The sequence below is a fragment of the Streptomyces sp. NPDC006314 genome, assembly GCF_040613075.1.
Classification (GTDB): Bacteria; Actinomycetota; Actinomycetes; order Streptomycetales; family Streptomycetaceae; genus Streptomyces.
In genome coordinates this window covers 85,779-106,479 of record NZ_JBEXRL010000002.1, presented here as the reverse complement: position 1 = coordinate 106,479, position 20,701 = coordinate 85,779, and the positions used below count along the sequence as shown (strand labels likewise).

Here is a 20,701-nt window from a genome sequence, read left to right as displayed (position 1 = left end):
CCACCAGGTGACCGGCGGCTCAGGTGATCGGCTCAGGCGTCCGACCTGCCCTCCATGCCCAGCAGCTCCTCGTTCGGGATCGCGCCGCCGAACCGACGGTCACGGGACGCGAACTCGATGCAGGCCCGCCACAGGTGGCGCCGGTCGAAGTCGGGCCACAGCACGTCCTGGAAGACCATCTCGGCGTACGCGCTCTGCCACAGCAGGTAGTTGGAGGTGCGCTGCTCGCCGCTCGGACGCAGGAACAGGTCGACGTCCGGCATGTCCGGGTAGTACAGGTACTTCTGGAGCGTTTTCTCGTTGACCTTGGACGGGTCGAGGCGGCCCGCCTTCACGTCCTCGGCGAGGGCCCGCGCGGCGTCCGCGATCTCGGCCCGGCCGCCGTAGTTCATGCAGAAGTACAGCGTGAGCAGGTCGTTGCCCTTGGTCTGTTCCTGGGCGACCTGCAGTTCCTTGGCGACCGACTTCCACAGCCTGGGCATACGGCCCACCCAGCGCACCCGGATGCCGAGTTCGTCGAGCTGGTCGCGGGTCTTGCGGATGAAGTCGCGGTTGAAGTTCATCAGGAAGCGGACCTCGTCGGGCGAGCGCTTCCAGTTCTCGGTGGAGAAGGCGTACAGGGAGATGTTGCGCACACCGATCTCGATGGAGCCCTGGAGGACGTCGAGCACCCGCTCGGCACCCACCTTGTGCCCCTCGGTCCGGGGCAGCCCGCGCTCCTTGGCCCAGCGGCCGTTGCCGTCCATGACGATCGCCACGTGGTTCGGGACCAGCTCGCCGGGGAGCTTCGGCGCACGGGCGCCCGACGGGTGCGGCTCCGGCGCCCTGTACTCGCGCCGCTGGCGCCCGAGGATCCCGCGTACCACCATGTGCTTCTCGTCTCCCTCTGTGATCTAGGGGTTTCGCTACGACTTCTCGACGTACCGGAGTGAGCGCAGTCCGCGCTCCAGATGCCAGTGCAGGTAGGCGGACACCAGCCCGCTGCCCTCCCGCACGTACCGCGGCTCGCACGCGTCCGCCGTCTCCCAGTCTCCCGTAAGCAGCGCCCCGAGCAGTACCAGGGTCTGCGGGGACGGTACGACACTGCCGGGCACCCGGCAGTCGACGCAGACGGAGCCGCCGGAGGCGACCGAGAAGAAGCGGTTCGGGCCGGGCATACCGCACTTCGCGCAGTCGCCGAAGCTGGGCGCGTAACCGTTGACGGCGAGGGAGCGCAGGAGGAAGGCGTCGAGGACGAGGTGCGGCGCGTGCTCGCCCCGGGCGAGCGTCCGCAGCGCCCCCACCAGCAGCAGATACTGCTGCACCGCGGGCTCGCCCTCATGATCGGTGAACCGCTCGGCGGTCTCCAGCATGGCCGTGCCGGCGGTGTAGCGGGCGTAGTCGGTGACGATCCCGCCACCGTAGGGAGCGATGGTCTCGCTCTGTGTGCACAGGGGCAGCCCGCGCCCGATCAGCTCGCTGCCCCGCGCGAAGAACTGCACGTCCACATGGGAGAAGGGCTCCAGCCGGGCCCCGAACTTCGACTTGGTCCGCCGCACGCCGCGGGCCACGGCCCGCACCCGCCCGTGCCCCCGCGTGAGCAGCGTGATGATCCGGTCCGCCTCACCCAGCTTCTGGGTGCGCAGCACGATGCCGTCGTCGCGGAACAGACTCATGGACCCATTCTCGCGCATGCGGCACCCGGGAACGGCCGGCCAGGGCACCTCGCCCCGACCACGGGTGTCGGCGTAGGCCGTCGCCGCACTCATCCGCTCGGCGGGGGTGGCGGGCCGCACAGCCCGTTCACAGCGGGCGCGCACCCGGAGACGGTCAAGCTGATGCGGCTCATGGAGTTCCAGGACTCCCCGCCGGCTCCGCCGCCGATTCGATCAGGGCCGGGGACGCCTCCGGCTCGGCGCGGGCGGCTGGGCGGAGTTCATCGGCGCTCCGGCTCGCTGAGTGCTGCGAGCCAGCCACGGATGCTCTGCGCCTCTCGCAGGCGCCCCAGGCCGAGAAGCAGGTCCGCCTGCAGGTTCAGCACATTGACGAGCGGTGAGAGGAACCGCGCAGGTGCGGCGGACACGAGCTTGCGGTAGGTCTCCACCGCTTCCCCCGTCGCTCGCAGCGCCTCCGCGAGGTTCTGCCGCGTCTCATAACGAGCCGCCGCCCACACGTACAGCGCGGTGGCGAAGCCGGGTCCGTACGCAGCCGGATTGGCCGCCGTCAGCCGGCGGAACATCTCGACCGCCTCCTGAGTGGTGGCGAGAGCCTCTTCCCGCCGCCCGACCCGGAACAGCGCGGTTCCGAGGTTGGACAGCGCTACGGCGAGATCCGGCGCGTACGCGGCCGGGTTGCCGGTTGCCAGCCCGCGGCGAATCCCGACCGCCTCCTGAAGCACGGTGAGCGCCTCGTCCTCCCGCCCCGCATCCGACAGCAAGGGCCCGAAATTGCACAACGAGGTGGCGAGCGCCGGCGCATACGCGGCCGGATCCCTCGACATCAGCCCGCGCCGGATCCCCACCGCCTCATGAAGCACGGTGAGCGCCTCGTCCTCCCGCCCCGCATCCCACAGCAGAACGCCGAAATTGGACAACGACGCCGCGAAGTCGGGCTCCCGCCTGGCCGGATCGCCCGGCGCCAGCCCACGCCAGATCTCCACCGCCTCCGCGCAGGCCGTCAGGGCCTCGTCCTGCCGCCCCACCTCCCAGAACAAGGCGCCGAGGTTGGAGAGCGAGGATGCCAGAGAGGGCCCGTACTCCGGATCGCCCGGCGCCAGCCCACGCCAGATCTCCACCGCCTCCGCGCAGGCCGTCAGGGCCTCCTCCCGCCGCCCCACGTCCACCAGCCAAGCCCCGAAGTTGGACAGCGAGCGGGCCAGGTCGACCTGGCGTGCGGGGTCGGCGCCGGCGAGGTCGCGCCAAGCCCGCACGGCTTCCCGGCCGGCGGTGACCGCTTCGTCGTGCAGGCCGACACGTGACTGGCGTATCGCGAGGATCTCGTACGTGCGGGCGCGTGCGGCGGGGTCCTGGTGGGTTGCCAGGCGGTGATCGGCCAGACACTTGGTGACGGCGGCGATCCCGATGTCCAGGTCGACGTGCCGCCTCTGGGGGAAGTGAGGTTCGATGGCCTCAAGGAGCGTGATGTCGGTCGTGTCCAGGCTTGCCAGCGTGGCCAGGGCGTTTCCACCCGCGTGCAGGGCGAGTTCGGGGTGCTTCCTGAGCAGAGGGTGGAGCTGGCCGGTGGCGATGTGGGGCCAGCGGCGGGCGGTTTCGATCAGGACGGTCAGGGTGTCGCGGGTCCACGGCGCCGGTGTGCTGGTGTCGGCGTCCGCGAGGAGGAGGCGTTCGGCGACCCCGTGAGCCCAGTCGTCGGTGATCGCACCGGGCACCGGGTGGGGCACGTCGGGCGCGGCCGGCGTGGTCAGGCCGAGGAAGTCCTCGCCGAGGCGGTCGGGGTAGAGCGGCTCCAGGACCGTGACCGTGCGGGCGGGGTCGGCGTGGGCCGGGGGATAGCAGTGACGGTGGTCGTCCAGGAGAGTGTTGGCCGCGGCGGGCGAGTCGGCGAGACCGGCCCGGACCAGGGCGGTCGCGCCGTGGGTGCGGGCCAGGGGACGGGTGAGCGTGGCCGTCAGCACCGTGCGGCCCATCGCCTGGGGCGTGGTGGACAGCGGCAGGGTGCCCCAGTGGGCCCGTTCGCGTTTGAGGAGGTAGGCGGAGGCGCGGGCCGGGTCGACGGGCGCGGGGTCGTCGTGCAGGTGGGCGTCGACGGCGGCCAGGGCGGCGATGTGGATGGTCAGGATCTGGGTGTAGTCCTCGTCGGTGTCCAGGTCCGGGGGAGGGAGGATCCGCCCGGCGCGGTCGGCGGGCAGGCCGAGGTGGCCGGCGAAGCGGTCGCGGGCCTGGCGGAACAGCACGGCGCGTGCGGTCGGGTCGCCGGCGAGCGGCCGTAGGGCATGGGCCTCGGCGGGGGCGTCGAGCGTGTCGCCGATCCAGGTCTCCAGACTCTCCCACCAGATTCCGGCCGGACGGGCCAGCAGCAGCACGCGCACGGGAGTGCCGGTGCGGGACAGCAACGGGTCCTGCAGGAGCCGGCGCAGATCGGGCGTGGGCCAGCGTTCGGCGTAGTCGACCACCAGGAGAACGCCGGTGCCGGTGCCCGTCTCGGAGGGCGGGCTGGTGGTGACCGGGTCAGCGCCGGTTTCGTTGACGACCGCCTGCCACACCGCCCATCCCGCCGCCCGGCCCAGGGCGGCGAAGTGGGCAGCCAGGCGGGTCTTGCCCTGCCCACCGGGACCGTGCACCAGCCGGACGGCCAGTGCCTCCGCCGGGTCGTCGCGCCAGCGGGTCAACTGGTCCAGGTCCTGGTGGCGGCCTGTGAACGGCACCACCTCATGCACCGCCCGCAGCAGCCGGGACGGCTGCTCGGCCAGCATCCGGGCGGACACCGGCCGGGGCGCGGTGGGAACGTCCTCGATCCGGTAGGCGGGCTTCCACTGGTAGACGAATTGGACATGCTGGGTGCCGTGGTCGCCGCCGAGGATCGCGGTCGGACCGTGGAACGTGTTGCCGCGCACCCCGCCGCCCCGGCCGCCGGGAGCCCCCTCGGGGCTGGTCATCGGGTCACTCCCGGGTACCGAAGCGCACGTCCTGCCGGTTGTGGTTGCCGGCCTGCACGGCGGTCGGGCCGTGGAAGGTGTTGCCGGACACCAGCCCGCCCCCGCCGGAGGCGGGCGGGGCGGCCTCTTGGAGCAGTTGCTCCAGCTCGGCGGCGGTCCGGGCGCGCTGCTCCTCGTCCACGATGTCTTCCAGCAGAGCCTCGATGCGGGTCTGCCACACGGCCTCCTGCCGTGCCCTCACCCGCTCGGCGGTGCCACCTTCGGCGGCGGCCAGCTCGGCCGCGGCGCGGTCCAGCCGCTCCAGCTCGCCGCGTTCACGCTCCGCGTCTCCGCGGCCGAACCACCGCGCCATTCGCCCGCGCAGTCCCTCCCACGCGTCACTTCCCGCCGCCTGCACCACCGCGGAACCCCCTGCCGCGGCCAATGCCGTCAACGCCTCGGGCAGCATGCGTCCCCCTGCTGTCGTTCATCGCCTGCCGGTAGGTCTGAGACCGTAGCGCCTTACCGGCACCTGCACAGCACTTTGCCCGGAAAACCCCCAACATCCCCTGCGGGAGCGCGTTTTGGCGCCGCCATTGGTGAGACCTCTGGCGGCTACGCCATTCGTGTGCGCGCCCTTGACCGCCCCCCGGGGCCCTCCTATGGTCGCGCTGACCAAACCGGACGTAGGACGTCGTACCTCTCCCTCCCCCCGACCCCGCTGGAGGACCCGTGCGCGACGACGTGACCCGCGACGCAAGCCACGACGTGCCCGCCCCGCACCGCCGGTCCGTTCTGAAGGGCGTCGGCGTGCTCGGTCTGTCCGCCGCTCTGCCGCCCGCCCTGGCCGCCTGTTCCGCCGGCCCCGAGTCCACGAACGACACCGGAAGCGGCGGCAGCGGCAGGGACCGGACGCTGACCGCCGTGATCGGCTACGGCAACGACGGCGGCTGGGATCCCACACAGACGGCGTCGGCGTTCGCGATGGCCGCCAACAACCACATCTACGAGGGGCTGCTGGACACCGACCCGATCACCCGGGTGCCGTATCCGGCGCTCGCCACCGCGATCCCGGGCGACCGGAACGCCACCACCTGGCGGTTCACGCTCCGCTCCGGTGCCACCTTCCACGACGGCAAGCCCGTCACCGCCGACGACGTCGTGTTCGTCTTCGACCGGATCCTGGACCCGAAGACCCAGACCCTCGCCAAGGGATTCTTCGCCGGCTGGCTGCAGGACGTCCGCGAAGTCGACTCGCGCACCGTCGAGCTGATCCTCAAGTTCCCCTTCCCCGAAGGGCTTTCGCGGCTCACCCTCGCCAAGATCATGCCGAAGCACGTGTTCTCCCGGCCCGGCGCCTGGGACGACGCGATCAAGGGGCTGGCGGTGGGTTCGGGGCCGTACCGGCAGACCGCGCACCACCCGAAGTCGAACACCACCTTCGAGGCCTTCGCCGCCTACAACGGCCCGCGCAAGCCCGCCTTCAAGCGGATGAACTGGCTGACCATCGTGGACGCGGCCCCGCGGGTCGCGAAGATCTCCGGGGCCGGCGCGGGCGCCCAGATCGCCGACAACATCCCCTACGCCAACGTGCCCCGCCTGGAGCAGGGCGGTCTGAAGGTCGTGGGCGGCGCGGGGATGAACAACCTCTTCCTGATGTTCAACACCCGGCACAAGCCCTTCGACGACGTACGGGTCCGTCAGGCCCTGCACTACGCCATCGACACCGAGAAGATGGTGCAGGTCGCGCTCAAGGGGCACGGGAAGCCCGCGTCCTCGTTCCTCGACGAGGGCAACCCCGGTCACCGGCGGGCCAGAACCGTCTACGACTACGACCCCGCCAAGGCGAAGGCGCTGCTGAAGGCCGCCGGGGTCAAGGATCTCAAGGTCGGCCTTCTGGCCGTCAACGTGAGTTGGATCGTGGACTGCCTGCCGACCATCAAGTCCTCCTGGGACGCGATCGGCGCGGAGACGACCCTGGCGCCGCAGGAGACCACGGCCGTGTTCACCAAGCTGGACCAGAGGCAGGACTACCAGGTGGTGGCGGCGGCCTCCAACCCGAACCAGTTCGGGCTCGACGCCGACCTGATCATGCACTACAACTACGGCCCCCAGAACCTGTGGATGCGCTACACCCGGTGGGCCGGCCACCCGGTCGCCGAGCGGCTCTTCAGGGACATGGACCGGGCGACCCGGGAGCCGGACCCGGCGAAGAAGAAGGCGATGGTCCAGGAGTACATCGACGTCGTCGCCGAACAGGCCGTGCTCTATCCGGTGGTCCACAACGAGCTGATGACCGCCTGGGACCCGCGCAAGCTCACCGGTATAAGGGCGCAGCCCTATCCCGGCGTCAACCTCCTCCAGGCCGGATGGGCCTGACGGCATGACGGCCGTCGTCCGGATCCTGCTCCGCCGGGTCGCCCTGCTCGTGCCGCTGCTGCTCGGGATCGTGCTGTTCGTGTTCCTGGTGATGCGGTTCTCGGACGTGGACCCGGCGTCCGCGTTCTTCCAGGGCGCCAATCCGACCCCCCGGCAACTGCACGACTTCCGGGAGCGCAACGGACTGCTGGATCCGCTGCCCGTGCGGTACGTCCACTTCCTCGGTGACCTGCTCCACGGCGACCTCGGCACCAGCGCCCTGACCCGTGCCCCGGTCGTCGGCCAGGTCACCACCGCGTTGCCGCTCACCCTCCAGCTGACCTTCCTGGGCCTCGGCATCGCGGTGGTGCTGGCGCTGGTCGGCGGGGTCACGGCGGCCGTGTACCGGGACCGGCTGCCGGACCAGGTCATCCGGGTCGTCTCGCTGCTCGGGGTGGCCGCGCCCGGATTCTGGCTGGCGCTGCTGATGATCCAGTACCTGGCGGTGGACCGGGGCTGGTTCCCGACCGGCGGCTACATCAACCCGGCCGACTCCGTCAGCGGCTGGCTGAAGACCATGGCCCTGCCCGCCATCGCCCTCTCCCTGCCGGTGGCCGCCCAGCTGACCCGGATCGTGCGGACGTCGGTGGTGGAGGAACTGGACAAGGACTACGTCCGTACGGCGATCGGGAGCGGGCTTCCGCCCCGGGTGGTCGTCGGCCGGAACGTCCTCAGGAACGCCCTGATCAATCCCCTGACCGTGCTCGGCCTGCGCGTCGGCTACCTCCTCGGCGGTGCCGTCGTCATCGAGACGGTCTTCTCGCTGCCCGGCATGGGCAAGCTGATGATCGACGCCGTGCAGAACGGTGACCCGGCGGTCGTGCAGGGGGTCGTCCTCACCACGGCGACCGGGTTCGTCGTCGTCAACCTCGCCATCGACATCCTCTATCTACTCGTCAACCCACGTCTGAGGGCGGCTTGATGGTCACGCGTGCGAGCCTCGCCGAGCGGCTCTCCCGGCCCGGCGTCCGGCTGCGCGGCCGGCGTCGGCTGCCGCCGCTGTCCAAGGCCGCCGTCTGTTTCCTGGCGCTGGTCGTCCTGGTCGCCGTGTTCGCCCCGCTGCTCGCCCCGGACGACCCGCTGGACCAGCAGGACCCGGCCGGCGGCACCGGGCACCCGTCCGCCGCGCACTGGATGGGGCAGGACAGCCTCGGCCGGGACGTCCTCAGCCGGCTGATGTACGGCGCCCGCTGGTCGCTCGCGATCGGGCTGGGCGCGACCGCGCTCGCCCTGGTCGTCGGCGCTCTCACCGGTGCCCTCGCCGCCACCTCCCGCAAGGCCGTGGACGAGACGCTGATGCGCTGCCTCGACGTGGTGATGGCGTTCCCGGGAATCGCGCTCGCCGCCGTGCTGGTGGCCGTCTTCGGTGGCGGTATCGGAGTGCTGATCTGCGCGATCGCCTTCCTCTTCACCCCGCCGGTGGCACGGGTCGTCCGGGCCAATGTGCTCGACCAGTACGGGGAGGACTACGTCACCGCGGAACGGGTGATCGGTGCCCGCGCCCCGCACATCGTGCTGCGGCACGTGGCCGTCAACTGTGCCGCCCCGGTACTGGTGTTCTGCACGGTCCAGGTCGCCGAGGCCATCGTGTTCGAGGCGTCGCTGTCCTTCATCGGCGCGGGCGTCCGGCCTCCGGACCCGTCCTGGGGCAGTGTCATCGCCGACGGCAAGAACATGGTGCTGACCGGCGGCTGGTGGGCGACCGTCTTCCCCGGGCTGCTGATCCTGCTGACGGTCCTCTCGCTGAACATCCTCTCCGAGGGCGTGTCCGACGCGTGGGCCGCCCCGGCCGCCCGGGAGGTGGAGGCGCCCGCGGACCGCCTGGAGACACCGGAACCCGGCACGGGCGAGGCGCTCCCGCTCCCCGGCCTGACCGAGGCCGCCCGGCGGCTGCGCTCCCGCGCCCGGCCTCTGCCCGCCCCCGGCGGTCAGCCGGTGCTCGCCGTGGAGAGCCTCGCCATCGGCTTCCCGGACCGGCACCGGGGCGTCGACATCGTCGACGGCGTCAGCTTCGAAGTGCGCCCCGGTGAGGTGCTGGGCCTGGTGGGCGAGTCGGGCTGCGGGAAGTCGCTGACCGCGTCGGCCGTCATGGGGCTCCAGCCGAAGGGCGCCCGGGTCCGCGGGCAGGTGCGCTTTCGGCAGCGGGACCTGCTCGCCGAGCCGATGCGGGTACGGCGCCGGCTGCTGGGCCACGAGATGGCGATGATCCACCAGGACGCCCTGTCCTCGCTGAACCCGGCGATGACCATCCGCGCCCAGCTGAAGCAGCTGGTCCGGCGCGGCGGCCGGCGCAGCCCACGGGAGCTGCTGGAGCTGGTCGGCCTGGACCCCGGCCGCACCCTGCGCAGCTATCCGCACGAACTCTCCGGCGGTCAGTGTCAGCGCGTGCTCATCGCCATGGCGCTGTCCCGCGACCCTGGTCTGATCGTCGCCGACGAGCCGACGACCGCGCTGGACGTCACCGTGCAGGCGCAGGTCATGGAGCTGCTGCTGCGACTGCGCGAGGAGCTGGGCTTCGCACTGATCCTGGTCTCGCACGACCTGGCGCTGGTCGCCGACGTCACCGACCGGGTGGTGGTGATGTACGGGGGGCAGATCGTGGAGACCGGCGTGACCGCCGACCTGGTGGCGGCGCCGGCCCACCACTACACGCGCGGCCTGCTCGGCAGTGTGCTCTCGCTGGAGTCCGCGGAGGGGAGGATGACACAGATCAGGGGGGCCGTCCCGGCCCCGGCCGACTTCCCCGCGGGCTGCCGCTTCGCCGACCGCTGCCCACTCGCCACCGGGGTGTGCCACGCGCACACCCCCGTCCTCGCGGGCCGCCCGGCGCACACGGCCGCCTGCCACCACCCGGCGGTGCGGCTGACGTCGGCCGAGAGCGAGGAGGCCCTGCAGTGACCCCTGTCGTCGAGGTACGGGACGCCCACGTCGTCCACAAGGCCCGCGGCGCAGGCCCGTTCACCCGCGACCGGGTCCACGCCCTCACCGGTGCCGCCCTCTCCGTCGCCCCGGGTGAGACGGTGGGTGTGGTCGGTGAGTCGGGGTGCGGGAAGTCGACGCTGGCGAGGGTGCTGGTCGGCATCCAGCGGCCGGCCTCGGGGACGGTGTCGTTCCAGGGCCGCGACCTGTGGACGATGCCACCCGCCGAGCGCCGGACCACGGTCGGCGCGGGCACCGGGATGATCTTCCAGGACCCGTCGACGGCCCTGAACCGCCGGCTGCCGGTACGGCGCATCCTGCGCGACCCGCTCGATGTCCACCGGCGCGGCACGAAGCAGGAACGGGCGGACCGTGTGCGGGAGCTGATGACCCTGGTGGGCCTTCCCCGCGCCCTCGCCGACGCCCTGCCCGGACAGCTGTCGGGTGGGCAGCGGCAGCGCGTCGCCATCGCCCGCGCGCTCGCCCTCGACCCCGCCCTGGTCGTCGCCGACGAGCCGACCAGCGCCCTGGACGTCTCGGTCCGCGCCCAGATCCTCAACCTCCTCCTCGACCTGAGGGAACGCCTCGGTCTCGCCCTGGTGTTCGTCTCGCACGACATCCAGACGGTCCGGCGGATGAGCGACCGGGTGGTCACCATGTACCTCGGCCGGATCGTGGAGGATGCCCCGGCCGACCGGGTCACCGACAGCGCCCGGCACCCGTACACCCGTGCCCTGTTCTCCGCCACGCCCGGACTGCTGGACCCCAGCACCCCGATCCCGCTGACCGGGCCGGTGCCCTCGGCCACCCGACCGCCGAGCGGCTGCCCGTTCCGCACCCGGTGCTGGAAGGCCGACGGGCTGTGCGCCGAGGCGATGCCGGGCTTCTCGGCCGCGTCGCGGCCCGGACACCGCTACCGCTGTCACCATCCTGTGGAGGAGGACCAGCCGACCCGCGACCTAGCACGCCAGGAGCCCTGAATGCCCTTCCCCACCCCGCTCACCGGTGTCGTCCCGCCCGTCTGTACGCCCCTGACCCCGGAGCGCGAGGTGGACGTGCGCTCGCTGCTCCGGCTGGTCGGCCATCTGGTGGAGGCCGGGGTGCACGGGCTGTTCCTGCTCGGCTCGACCTCGGAGGCGGCCTTCCTGACGGACCGGCAGCGCAGGCAGGTCGTGGAGGCCGTCACGGCACACGTGGGGGGTCAGCTGCCCGTTCTCGCGGGCGCCATCGACATGACCACCCCGCGCGTCCTGGACCACGTCACCGCCGTCACCGCGGCCGGCGCCCAGGCCGTCGTCGTCACCGCACCCTTCTACGCCCGTACCCACCGCGCGGAGATCGTCCACCACTACCGCCGGATCGCGGCCGCCAGCCCGGTCCCGGTCATCGCCTACGACATCCCCGTGGCCGTGCACAGCAAGCTCCCCGCCGACCTGGTGCTGGGGCTCGCCGGGGACGGCGTACTGGCCGGGCTCAAGGACTCCAGCGGCGATCTGGCGGCCTTCCGGGACGTCGTCACGGGCGCCCGCGCACACCCCGGGTTCAGCGTCCTGACCGGTTCCGAGCTGATCACCGACTCCGCCCTGGCGCTGGGTGCCGACGGGGCGGTGCCGGGCCTGGCCAACGTCGACCCGCACGGATACGTCCGCCTCTACCGGCAGTGCCGGGCGGGCGACGGGGAGGGCGCGCGGGCCGAACAGGAGCGGCTGTGTGCGCTGTTCGGCATCACCGGCGTCGGCGACCCGGCCCGGATGGGGGGCAGCTCCTCGGCCCTGGGCGCGTTCAAGGCGGCACTGCACCTGCGCGGCGTCATCGACTGCCCGGTGACGGCCGAGCCACAGGTCCCCCTGTCCGGCGAGGAGGTCGAAAAGGTCGCCAAGCACCTGGCGGCGGCCGGCCTGCTCTGAGGCAGGCGCACTCTGCGGAACCGAGGGTCTGTAGACGCCGGTCTCGTACAGGATGCCGAGCGTGTCGGTGGCGAGTCGGACGAGGCCGGAGCAGGCGGCCCGCTGGTCCGAGAGGGTGAGCAGCTTGGCCGAGGGTCCGGCCGCCGTCGCTGGAGTGGGCGTCGAGGCGGTTGCCGGGGGCCCGGCCGTTCTGGTCGCGGGAGCTAAGCGGAGGCGGCCGTCAGGGAGTCGGGCGGCACTGCACTCGTTGGCGTCGGTCACACCGCCGTAGCCGACGTCAGAGAAACGAAGGTGCCAGGTGCGGCCGCCGTCGCGTTACTCCCCCGGGAGTATCAGGACGGCGTCCGCGCTGCGGCCAGCAGTCTGTTCACGTCGGCGGCGCACATGGTCAGAGCCGCGCCGATCGTGGTGAGGGCGTCGCGTTCGGCCGGGGTGTAGGGGCCGTCGGCGAGGGCGATGCGGGCGGCCTGCAGGAGCAGGGACTCGCGGCCGGCCGGGGCCAGGTGCGGGGCGAGCGGGTCCAGGGCCTCGTGCAGCTCTATGGTCAGGCCCGCGCCGCACGGCTGTTCGAAGACGCGGCCGGTGTCGGCGGCCAGGGCATCGACCAGGGCGGCCAACTGGTCCTCGGTGCAGTCGTCGAAGCCGGCCCCGCGGACCGCGCCGGCGGCCGTCTCCAGGGCCGTACGGGAGCAGGTGCCGCCCGCGGCGAGCACGGCGAGGGCGACGGTGTGCACGGCGTCGCGGAGCATCGCCCAGAAACGGCGGGTGGTGGGGTGGTCGAGGGCGTCGGTGCCGAAGTGGTGGCGACAGGACGCGCACTCCACGAGCGGTCCGGTCACCCCGCGCGGCAGCAGGGGCACACCGAGCAGGGTGAGACGGCGGCGTCCGGTGAGCCGCTGGTAGTTGCGGTCGCCTCCGCAGCCGGGGCAGAAGAACTCGCCGTCTCCCACGGGTGTCCATGCGGTGCGGGTGCCCAGGATGCGCGCAGCCCTGGCGGCACGGCCGTCTCGTCCCCGTACTGGCAGCACGTCGCACCTCCGTAACCACGCGGCAGCATCGCCGCGCTGGCGTGATGTTAGCCACATCCTGGCGGCTGAGTCAGTACCCCGTACGAGACCTTTCCGTGACCTCGGGGGCGCGATGGCCGATAAACGATGGGCCCTGACCGTCGTACACCACGGTCAGGGCCTTGAAAGCGCCGTTCAGAGGCGTCAGCGGGCGGCGCGGTTCACCGCGGAGACGACCGCCTTCAGCGACGCACGCGTCGTGTTCGCGTCGATGCCGATGCCCCAGAGGACCTTGCCGTCGATCGCGCACTCGATGTAGGAGGCGGCCTGCGCGGAGGCACCCTCGCTCATCGTGTGCTCCTGGTAGTCCAGCAGGCGTACGTCGATGCCGATGGACTGCAGGGCGTCGAAGAAGGCCGAGATCGGACCGTTGCCGGTACCGGACAGGACCCGGTCCTCGCCGTCGACCGTGGCCTCGACGGTGAGGGTGTCCACGCCGTCGGTGTCGGTGGTCGACTGGCCGGTCCTGAGCTGGATGCGGCCCCACGGGTTCTCGGGGTTCGGCAGGTACTCGTCCTGGAAGACCGCCCAGATCTCCTTCGGCGTGATCTCGCCGCCCTCGGCGTCCGTCTTCGCCTGGATGAGCCGGGAGAACTCGATCTGCATCCGGCGCGGCAGGTCCAGCTTGTGGTCGTTCTTCAGGACGTAGGAGATACCGCCCTTGCCGGACTGCGAGTTGACGCGGATGACGGCCTCGTAGGAGCGGCCGACGTCCTTGGGGTCGATCGGCAGGTACGGCACCGCCCACTCGATGTCGTCCACCGTGACGCCCTTGGCCTGCGCGTCGGCCTCCATGGCGTCGAAGCCCTTCTTGATGGCGTCCTGGTGGGAGCCGGAGAAGGACGTGTAGACCAGGTCGCCCACGTACGGGTGGCGCGGGTGGACCTCCATCTGGTTGCAGTACTCCCACGTCCGACGGATCTCGTCGATGTCGGAGAAGTCGATCTGCGGGTCGACGCCCTGGGAGAACAGGTTCATGCCCAGGGTGACCAGGTCGACGTTGCCGGTGCGCTCGCCCTGCCCGAACAGGCAGCCCTCGACGCGGTCGGCGCCCGCCATCAGCGCCAGCTCGGCCGCCGCCACGGCCGTACCGCGGTCGTTGTGCGGGTGGACGGACAGACAGACGTACTCGCGGCGGGAGAGGTTGCGGTGCATCCACTCGAAGCGGTCCGCGTGCGTGGACGGGGTCGAACGCTCCACGGTGGCGGGCAGGTTGAGGATGATCTCGCGGTCCGGGCCCGGCTGGTAGACGTCCATGACCGCCTCGCAGACCTCCAGCGCGAAGTCCAGCTCGGTGTCGGTGAAGATCTCGGGGCTGTACTGGTAGCCGAACTCGGTCTCGGGGCCCAGCAGCTTCTCGGCGTACTCCATCACCAGGCGGGTGCCGTCCACGGCGATCTGCTTGATGTCGTCCTTGGAGCCGCGGAAGACGACCCGGCGGAAGACCGGGGCGGTGGCGTTGTACAGGTGGACGGTGGCCCGGCGGGCGCCCTTGAGGGACTCCACGGTCCGCTCGATCAGGTCCTCGCGGGCCTGGGTCAGGACGGAGATCGTCACGTCCTCGGGGATCGCGCCCTCTTCCTCGATGATCGAGCGCACGAAGTCGAAGTCGGTCTGGCCGGAGGCGGGGAAGCCGACCTCGATCTCCTTGTAGCCCATCTTGACCAGCTGGTCGAACATGCGCCGCTTGCGCTCGGGCGACATGGGGTCGATCAGGGCCTGGTTGCCGTCGCGCAGGTCGGTGGAGAGCCAGCGGGGAGCGACGGTGATCCGCTTCCCGGGCCAGGTGCGGTCCGGGATGTCGACCTGCTCGTAACGGCCGTACTTGTGGATCGGCAGGGAACTGGGCTGCTGGCGGTTGGCCATGATTGCGTGGGCTCCTCGAGAAGGTCCGCGGGTCCGCGGGTCCGGTGGACGGCCGACGACGCAACGCCAAAGCTCCGCGGGGAGGGAGTCGGCCTTGACTACAGGCCCTCGCCGCGGCAGCTAAGAAGAAGCAGCCCGAAACGCATGATGCTCCGCAGCCTAGCCGAGCCGCGCCGGGTGCGCGGGCCCGTATCAGTATGCGAAACCAGGGGCGCAAACGGGACAAAAAGTGCGCGACGTCACTTCGCCGCACGCAGCCATACCATCGAGTGACACAGAGCGACGACGAATGTCCGCGTATTTCACCAATCATGGTTGCTCCTAGTGACATGCATGTCACACAGTGCAATGGTTCGGGTATGACGACCAACGGGGGCTCTGTGCCCGTCTTCTGCACGATCGTGCCGCCGCACGTCCTCGACAGGCTCTCCCAGGCCGAGGACCCCGCGCTCGCCGGACCGGCCCGCCGGTCCCTGGAGCACGACGCCTACCAGCGCACCAAGCGCCGCCTGACCACGGTGATCGGCGCGCCCGCCGTCTCCCCGCCCGCCGGTGCCGCCGCCGACCAGCCGCACCGCACCATCTACGACGCCGAACACACCCAGGACCTGCCCGGCACCGAGGTCCGCGCGGAGGGCTCGGAGCCCGGCTCCGACGCCACCGTCAACCGCGCCTACGCGGGCCTCGGCGCCACCTTCGAGCTGTACCTGAAGGCGTACGGCCGGCACTCCATCGACGACAACGGCCTCCCGCTGGACGCCACCGTGCACTTCGGCGAGGGCTACGACAACGCCTTCTGGAACGGCGAGCAGATGGTGTTCGGCGACGGGGACAACGAGATCTTCCTCGACTTCACCATCCCGGTCGACGTCATCGGCCACGAGCTGACCCACGGCGTCACCCAGCACACCGCCAACCTGGCCTACTTCGGCCAGTCCGGCGCGCTCAACGAGTCGGTCTCCGATGTCTTCGGCTCGCTGATCAAGCAGTACACGCTCGGCCAGACCGCCGCCGAGGCCGACTGGCTGATCGGCGCGGGGCTCCTCGCGCCGCGTGTCACCGGCACCGCCCTGCGCTCGATGAAGGCGCCGGGCACGGCGTACGACGACGACGTGCTCGGCAAGGACCCGCAGCCGGCCCGGATGGAGGACTACGTCCACACCGGCCGCGACAACGGCGGCGTGCACATCAACTCCGGCATCCCGAACCACGCCTTCTACCTGGTCGCGACGGCCCTCGGCGGTCACTCCTGGGAGAAGGCCGGCCAGATCTGGTACGACGTGCTGACCGGCGGCGAACTGAAGGAGGACGCCCGGTTCACCGACTTCGCCACGCTGACGGTGAAGGCCGCGCGGGAGCGGTACGGCGCCGGGGACGAACTCCAGGCCGTGCAGAAGGCGTGGGGACAGGTCGGGGTGCGGACGCTGTAGTTCCGTACTACACAGAGACCCATGCGTATTCGAGTACGGCGCACAGGCGGTTTCGCGGGCATCGAGCGCCGGGCCGAGGTGGACACCTCGGGCCGGCCCGACGCCCATGAGTTGCAGACCCTGGCCCAACGCGTCCTCGCGTCCGGCCGGGGCACACCCCCGACGGGGGTCCCGGACGGCTTCCGCTACGAGATCACCGTCGACGGCCGCACGGTCCACGCGGCCGACCCCCGACTCACCGAGGACGAACGGGAACTGGTGACCCGGGTGCTGAAGGAGGGTGCTTGAGCGCGCTGCTCCGCCCGTGACGGGCGGAGCAGCGTCGGCGCACCTCGGGCTCGGCCTTCTCTGTGAAGGGCCGCAGCGCTAGATCTTGTAGACCGCGATCCCTGTAACGGCGCCGGGATTGTCCGCGTAGTGGCCCGGATTCAGAGTAGCCAGCTTGGTGCCATGGCCGCAGCCGGTGGTGATGTGCCAGAGTTCCACGCGATAGGACGTCTGGTTCGAGACGGACCGATTGACCCTCTGGAGGGGATAGCAGCCGGGCGTCAGAGAGTTGACGTGCCTGGTTCCGGTCCTGTTCGCCCCCGACCATCCACATGCATACCCCTGCGGGCAGGTGTTTGGATCGGCCGCAGCCGGCGGGACGAACGCGCCGCCCAACAACGCACCGGTCACAGCCGCCAGCGTCAGACTTTTCCTGAGCATGCTCATACGAAGTCCCCCTTTCCTTGATCGAACGGATATTTGATCTTAACTCAAGTGACGCTACTGCCACATTCTTTGACCGCCCGTCAGTTGGCGAGTCGCTCAGAGGTCGTCTCACGTGGTGGGTCCCGCGAGTCTCTTGTCGAAGGTGAGGGCCGCGGCCAGGCCGAGGAAGGCGAGGAAGTGACTGCCCTTTCGCTCGTACCGGACGGTGAGGCGGCGGTAGCCGAACAATCAGGCGATCGACCGCTCGATCTTCCGGCGGTGCCGACCGAGCCGCTCGCCGGACTCGGTACCCGTACGCGCGATGTGCGGACCAGGCCGCGGCCACGCAGCCAGGCAAGGTGATCAGCGGAGAAGTACGCCTTGTCCGCGCGGACTTCGACGGGGGGCCGTGCCGATCGGGCACCCGCGGTGCCGTCCGGGCGTTGACTTCCGTTACCGGGGGTAAGGATGATCCGGCCATGGCGACTGACGCAGGCGATCCGATACCCCGTTTCCCGGACGGCTTCCTGTGGGGCGTCTCGACCTCGGCCCATCAGATCGAGGGGGCGGCCGAGAAGCGCGAGCGTTCCGTGTGGGACGTGTTCACGGCCGAGCCGGGGCGGGTGAAGGACGGCTCGACGGCGGCGGTGGCCTGCGACCACTACCACCGCTACCCGGAGGACGTGGCCCTCCTCGCCGGCCTCGGCGTGGACGCGTACCGCTTCTCGGTCTCCTGGCCCCGGGTGAACTCCCCCGGCGGCCTGGACTTCTACGACCGCCTCGTGGACGAGCTGTGCGCGGCGGGCGTACGGCCCGTGCCCACCCTCTTCCACTGGGACCTGCCCGCCTCGCTGGACTGGCTCCAGCGGGACACGGCGGCCCGGTTCGCCGACCATGTGACCGAGGTGGCCGGGCGCCTCGGCGACCGGGTCACGAAGTGGATCACCCTCAACGAGCCCGCCGAGCACACCCTCCTCGGTCACGCGATCGGTGCCCACGCCCCCGGCAGACGGCTGCTCTTCGACGCCCTCCCGGTCGCCCACCACCAGCTCCTCGCCCACGGACTCGCGGTACGGGCCCTGCGCGCGGCCGGCGCGGCGGACATCGGCATCGCCAACTCCCACGGCCCGGCCTGGCCCGCCTCCGGCGAGCCGGCCGACGTGGAGGCGGCGGGCTTCTACGACCTCCTGCTCAACCGCCTGTTCGCCGAGCCGGTCATCCTGGGGCGGTACCCCGACGGCATGGCCGAGTTGATGCCCGGGGACGTGGCGTCCGACCTGGAGGTCATCGCCGAGCCGCTCGACTGGTACGGGATCAACTACTACGCGCCGACCAGGATCGGGGCCCCCGGGGACGGCGACGCCGCGTACGGCGGGCTGGCCCTGCCCGCCGAACTCCCCTTCTCCGTGCGGGAGATCGAGGGCCGCCCGAAGACCGACTTCGGCTGGCCGGTCGTCCCGGAAGGCCTCACCGAGCTGCTGTGCGGCTTCCACGAGCACTACGGCGACCGGCTCCCGCCGATCGTCATCACCGAGAACGGCTGCTCCTACGAGGGGATCGACGACCAGGACCGCATCGCCTACCTGGACGCCCATCTGCGCGCCCTGCACACGGCCCTGGACGCCGGAGTGGACGTGCGCGGCTACTTCGTGTGGTCCCTGATGGACAACTTCGAGTGGGCGGAGGGCTACGCGCGCCGCTTCGGCCTGGTCCACATCGACTACGCCACCCAGCGGCGCACCCCGAAGGCCTCCTACCACTGGTTCCGGGACGTGCTGCGGGCGCAGAGATGACCACCGTCCGCCCCTCGGCCGCCCCGGCCGAGCCCGCGGACCGGGCCGGCCGGGGCTGGACGGCCGCGCCGCCGCCGGCCGACGGGGCGATCCGGGTGGGCGGGTTCGGCCCGCTGCGGATCCTGGGCCGCGAACCTGCAGGAGTCACAGCTGACCCCGGGCACCGTCGCTGCCGCCGAGTAGACGCAACGCCAAGCAGGTGTGGACTCTCCGCTAGCGACACACCGCCGGTTGCCCGGCACGCTGGTGGTGACGCCGATACGGGGGTTCGGCGTCGAACCGGCTGATGGTGTCCGAGCTGGGACTCCGGGGTCGATGACGTGCTGTTCTTCGGGGAAGGAGTGCCGATGGCGACCTGGGGCTGATCCGCGGGACGAACGTGTAGCACTGGGACGGCTACATCACGGAGACACACGTGTCGGCATATGTGGAAGGCACGTACGAAGAAGCTCTGGCGGAGCTGGAGCGGCATGCTCGGCGCTCAATGGCTCATCACCCCAAGAAGCGAAGGCGCCGCCGGTTCTTCCGAAACGGCGACGACTTCCTGATGGTCGTCGATGACGCCGCCTGGCGGTCCTCGGGCACTCGGTACACGGTCGCGGAGTTGCTGGAGGACACCGCCGCACCGGCGAAGCCGACGAATGCGGGCGAGGCCACGATGAAGTCGACGGACAGACGCGAGGCCACCCAGCCGGAGCCGGTGGAAACGATGCCGCCCGCCTCGCCGTCCGAAGAGCGATACCCCGACGGGGTGCCAGTCAGGCCGAAGTGGCCAGGCCGCGCTGATCTGCCGTAAGCCGGGCCTGGGGCCCGTCTGCGCCCGGCGCCGAAGAAGTCTGGGACGTCCTCGGAAGAGATCCACGACTGGTTCTTCGAAGACGCACGACACCCAGCCGCGCACACGCGAGGACGGCCACCACCGCGCCCCCGCCCACCCGGCCTGACTGCTCCTCAGCCCGCCGAGCCGGATGGGCGCATGGGCGAAAGGCGGTCTAGAAGCCCAGCCTGCGCAGCTGCTTCGGGTCCCGCTGCCAGTCCTTCGCGACCTTCACATGGAGGTCCAGGAAGACGGGTGTTCCCAGCAGCGCCTCGATGTGCTTGCGGGACTTGATGCCGACCTCTTTCAGGCGCTTGCCCTTGGGGCCGATGATGATGCCCTTCTGGCTGGGGCGTTCGATGTAGACGTTGGCGTGGATGTCCAGCAGGGGCCGGTCCGCGGGGCGGTCCTCGCGCGGGAGCATCTCCTCCACGACCACCGCGATGGAGTGCGGCAGTTCGTCGCGGACGCCTTCCAGCGCCGCCTCACGGATCAGCTCGGCCACCATCACCTGCTCGGGCTCGTCCGTCAGGTCACCCTCGGGATAGAGGGCGGGGCCCTCGGGGAGGAGGGGGATCAGCAGGTCGGCCAGGAGGTCCACCTGCTTGGAGCCCACCGCCGACACCGGCACGATCTCCGCCCACTCGATCCCCAGCTCCTTGCCCAGCTGGTCGATCGCGATCAGCTGCTCGGCGAGCGCCTTGGAGTCGACCAGGTCGGTCTTGGTGACGATGGCGACCTTCGGGGTCCTCTTGACCCCGGCCAGTTCCTTCGCGATGAAGCGGTCACCGGGACCGAGCTTCTGGTCCGCGGGCAGGCAGAAGCCGATCACGTCGACCTCGGCCCAGGTGGCGCGGACCACGTCGTTCAGGCGCTCACCGAGCAGCGTGCGCGGCTTGTGCAGACCGGGGGTGTCCACCAGGATCAGCTGGGCCTCCGGACGGTGCACGATGCCCCGTACCGTGTGCCGGGTCGTCTGCGGGCGGTTGGACGTGATCGCCACCTTCTGCCCGACCAGAGCGTTCGTGAGGGTGGACTTGCCCGCGTTGGGGCGGCCCACGAAGCAGGCGAAGCCGGCGCGGTGGACGGACTCGGCCGGCTGCTCGGATGACTGGGTACGAACGCTCATGGCGACCATTCTCCCTGATCCACGAAGCCGTGCCGTACCAGTCGCCGCCACCGCGTCTCCGTGTGAGCTTCCGGAAACCCGCACGCAAC

Annotated in this window: 17 protein-coding genes and 2 pseudogenes; 9 read left to right on the top strand and 10 right to left on the bottom strand. The window is 71.1% G+C overall.

Annotation, left to right across the window (positions count from 1 at the left end):
- Positions 1-32: 32 nt before the first annotated feature.
- The 4 genes from ABZ079_RS03590 to ABZ079_RS03575 all read right to left on the bottom strand — a co-directional run bounded on the left by ABZ079_RS03590 (position 33) and on the right by ABZ079_RS03575 (position 4,946).
- Positions 33-869 carry an isoprenyl transferase gene (locus tag ABZ079_RS03590; protein WP_356937739.1) on the bottom strand — a complete coding sequence of 279 codons (837 nt, stop codon included), beginning with the start codon at positions 867-869 and terminating at the stop codon, positions 33-35.
- A gap of 36 nt (positions 870-905) precedes the next feature.
- The gene (recO, locus tag ABZ079_RS03585; RefSeq protein WP_356938113.1) at positions 906-1,655 is read right to left on the bottom strand and encodes a DNA repair protein RecO; all 750 of its coding nucleotides are present in this window, start codon (positions 1,653-1,655) and stop codon (positions 906-908) included.
- Positions 1,656-1,915: 260 nt separating this feature from the next.
- A complete protein-coding gene (locus ABZ079_RS03580) occupies positions 1,916-4,594 on the bottom strand; it encodes a tetratricopeptide repeat protein (protein ID WP_356937738.1) in 2,679 nt (892 codons plus the stop codon).
- A gap of 4 nt (positions 4,595-4,598) precedes the next feature.
- Entirely contained in the window at positions 4,599-4,946 is a 348-nt protein-coding gene (locus tag ABZ079_RS03575; RefSeq protein ID WP_356937737.1) for a hypothetical protein, read from the bottom strand.
- 359 nt (positions 4,947-5,305) lie between these two features.
- Here ABZ079_RS03575 and ABZ079_RS03570 point away from each other — a divergent pair, with 359 nt between their 5' ends.
- Genes ABZ079_RS03570 through ABZ079_RS03550 form a run of 5 tightly spaced genes read left to right on the top strand, consistent with a single transcriptional unit; the run spans position 5,306 to position 11,817 of the window.
- Positions 5,306-6,952 carry an ABC transporter substrate-binding protein gene (locus ABZ079_RS03570; protein WP_356937736.1) on the top strand — a complete coding sequence of 549 codons (1,647 nt, stop codon included), beginning with the start codon at positions 5,306-5,308 and terminating at the stop codon, positions 6,950-6,952.
- Between the two features lie 4 nt (positions 6,953-6,956).
- Entirely contained in the window at positions 6,957-7,913 is a 957-nt protein-coding gene (locus ABZ079_RS03565; protein WP_356937735.1) for an ABC transporter permease, read from the top strand.
- Positions 7,913-9,889, top strand: a complete 1,977-nt coding sequence (locus ABZ079_RS03560) for a dipeptide/oligopeptide/nickel ABC transporter permease/ATP-binding protein (RefSeq protein WP_356937734.1) — start codon at positions 7,913-7,915, stop codon at positions 9,887-9,889. The genes ABZ079_RS03565 and ABZ079_RS03560 overlap by 1 nt, the downstream gene beginning before the upstream one ends.
- Entirely contained in the window at positions 9,886-10,890 is a 1,005-nt protein-coding gene (locus ABZ079_RS03555; RefSeq protein WP_356937733.1) for an ABC transporter ATP-binding protein, read from the top strand. The genes ABZ079_RS03560 and ABZ079_RS03555 overlap by 4 nt, the downstream gene beginning before the upstream one ends.
- Entirely contained in the window at positions 10,891-11,817 is a 927-nt protein-coding gene (locus ABZ079_RS03550) for a dihydrodipicolinate synthase family protein (RefSeq protein WP_356937732.1), read from the top strand.
- A 36-nt stretch (positions 11,818-11,853) separates the two neighbouring features.
- Here ABZ079_RS03550 and ABZ079_RS03545 read toward each other — a convergent pair.
- The 3 genes and pseudogenes from ABZ079_RS03545 to leuA all read right to left on the bottom strand — a co-directional run.
- Positions 11,854-12,129, bottom strand: a pseudogene (locus ABZ079_RS03545) (sialidase family protein); the annotation flags it as partial.
- A gap of 20 nt (positions 12,130-12,149) precedes the next feature.
- Positions 12,150-12,845, bottom strand: a complete 696-nt coding sequence (locus ABZ079_RS03540) for a TerB family tellurite resistance protein (protein ID WP_356937731.1) — start codon at positions 12,843-12,845, stop codon at positions 12,150-12,152.
- Positions 12,846-13,028: 183 nt separating this feature from the next.
- Positions 13,029-14,750, bottom strand: coding sequence for a 2-isopropylmalate synthase (gene leuA, locus ABZ079_RS03535; RefSeq protein ID WP_356937730.1), 1,722 nt, complete (start codon positions 14,748-14,750; stop codon positions 13,029-13,031).
- Positions 14,751-15,109: 359 nt separating this feature from the next.
- Between leuA and ABZ079_RS03530 the strand changes: the two genes are divergently transcribed.
- Both ABZ079_RS03530 and ABZ079_RS03525 read left to right on the top strand, forming a co-directional pair.
- Positions 15,110-16,180: a M4 family metallopeptidase gene (locus ABZ079_RS03530; RefSeq protein ID WP_356937729.1), complete on the top strand. Its 1,071-nt coding sequence runs from the start codon at positions 15,110-15,112 to the stop codon at positions 16,178-16,180.
- 21 nt (positions 16,181-16,201) lie between these two features.
- Complete coding sequence (locus ABZ079_RS03525; protein WP_356937728.1) at positions 16,202-16,468, top strand: protealysin inhibitor emfourin; 267 nt, start codon at positions 16,202-16,204, stop codon at positions 16,466-16,468.
- Between the two features lie 78 nt (positions 16,469-16,546).
- On the opposite strand, the gene ABZ079_RS03520 is transcribed toward ABZ079_RS03525, so the two are convergent.
- Both ABZ079_RS03520 and ABZ079_RS03515 read right to left on the bottom strand, forming a co-directional pair.
- Positions 16,547-16,894 (bottom strand): peptidase inhibitor family I36 protein, encoded by a 348-nt coding sequence (locus tag ABZ079_RS03520; protein WP_356937727.1) that lies wholly within the window; start codon positions 16,892-16,894, stop codon positions 16,547-16,549.
- Between the two features lie 108 nt (positions 16,895-17,002).
- Positions 17,003-17,226, bottom strand: a pseudogene (locus ABZ079_RS03515) (IS5/IS1182 family transposase); the annotation flags it as partial.
- A gap of 126 nt (positions 17,227-17,352) precedes the next feature.
- On the opposite strand from ABZ079_RS03515, the gene ABZ079_RS03510 reads away from it, so the two are divergent.
- Positions 17,353-18,666: a GH1 family beta-glucosidase gene (locus tag ABZ079_RS03510; RefSeq protein ID WP_356937726.1), complete on the top strand. Its 1,314-nt coding sequence runs from the start codon at positions 17,353-17,355 to the stop codon at positions 18,664-18,666.
- Between the two features lie 427 nt (positions 18,667-19,093).
- On the top strand, positions 19,094-19,462 hold the full coding sequence (locus ABZ079_RS03505) for a hypothetical protein (RefSeq protein ID WP_356937725.1): 369 nt from the start codon (positions 19,094-19,096) through the stop codon (positions 19,460-19,462).
- 196 nt (positions 19,463-19,658) lie between these two features.
- On the opposite strand, the gene era is transcribed toward ABZ079_RS03505, so the two are convergent.
- Positions 19,659-20,612, bottom strand: coding sequence for a GTPase Era (gene era, locus ABZ079_RS03500; protein ID WP_356937724.1), 954 nt, complete (start codon positions 20,610-20,612; stop codon positions 19,659-19,661).
- Between the last annotated feature and the right edge of the window lie 89 nt (positions 20,613-20,701).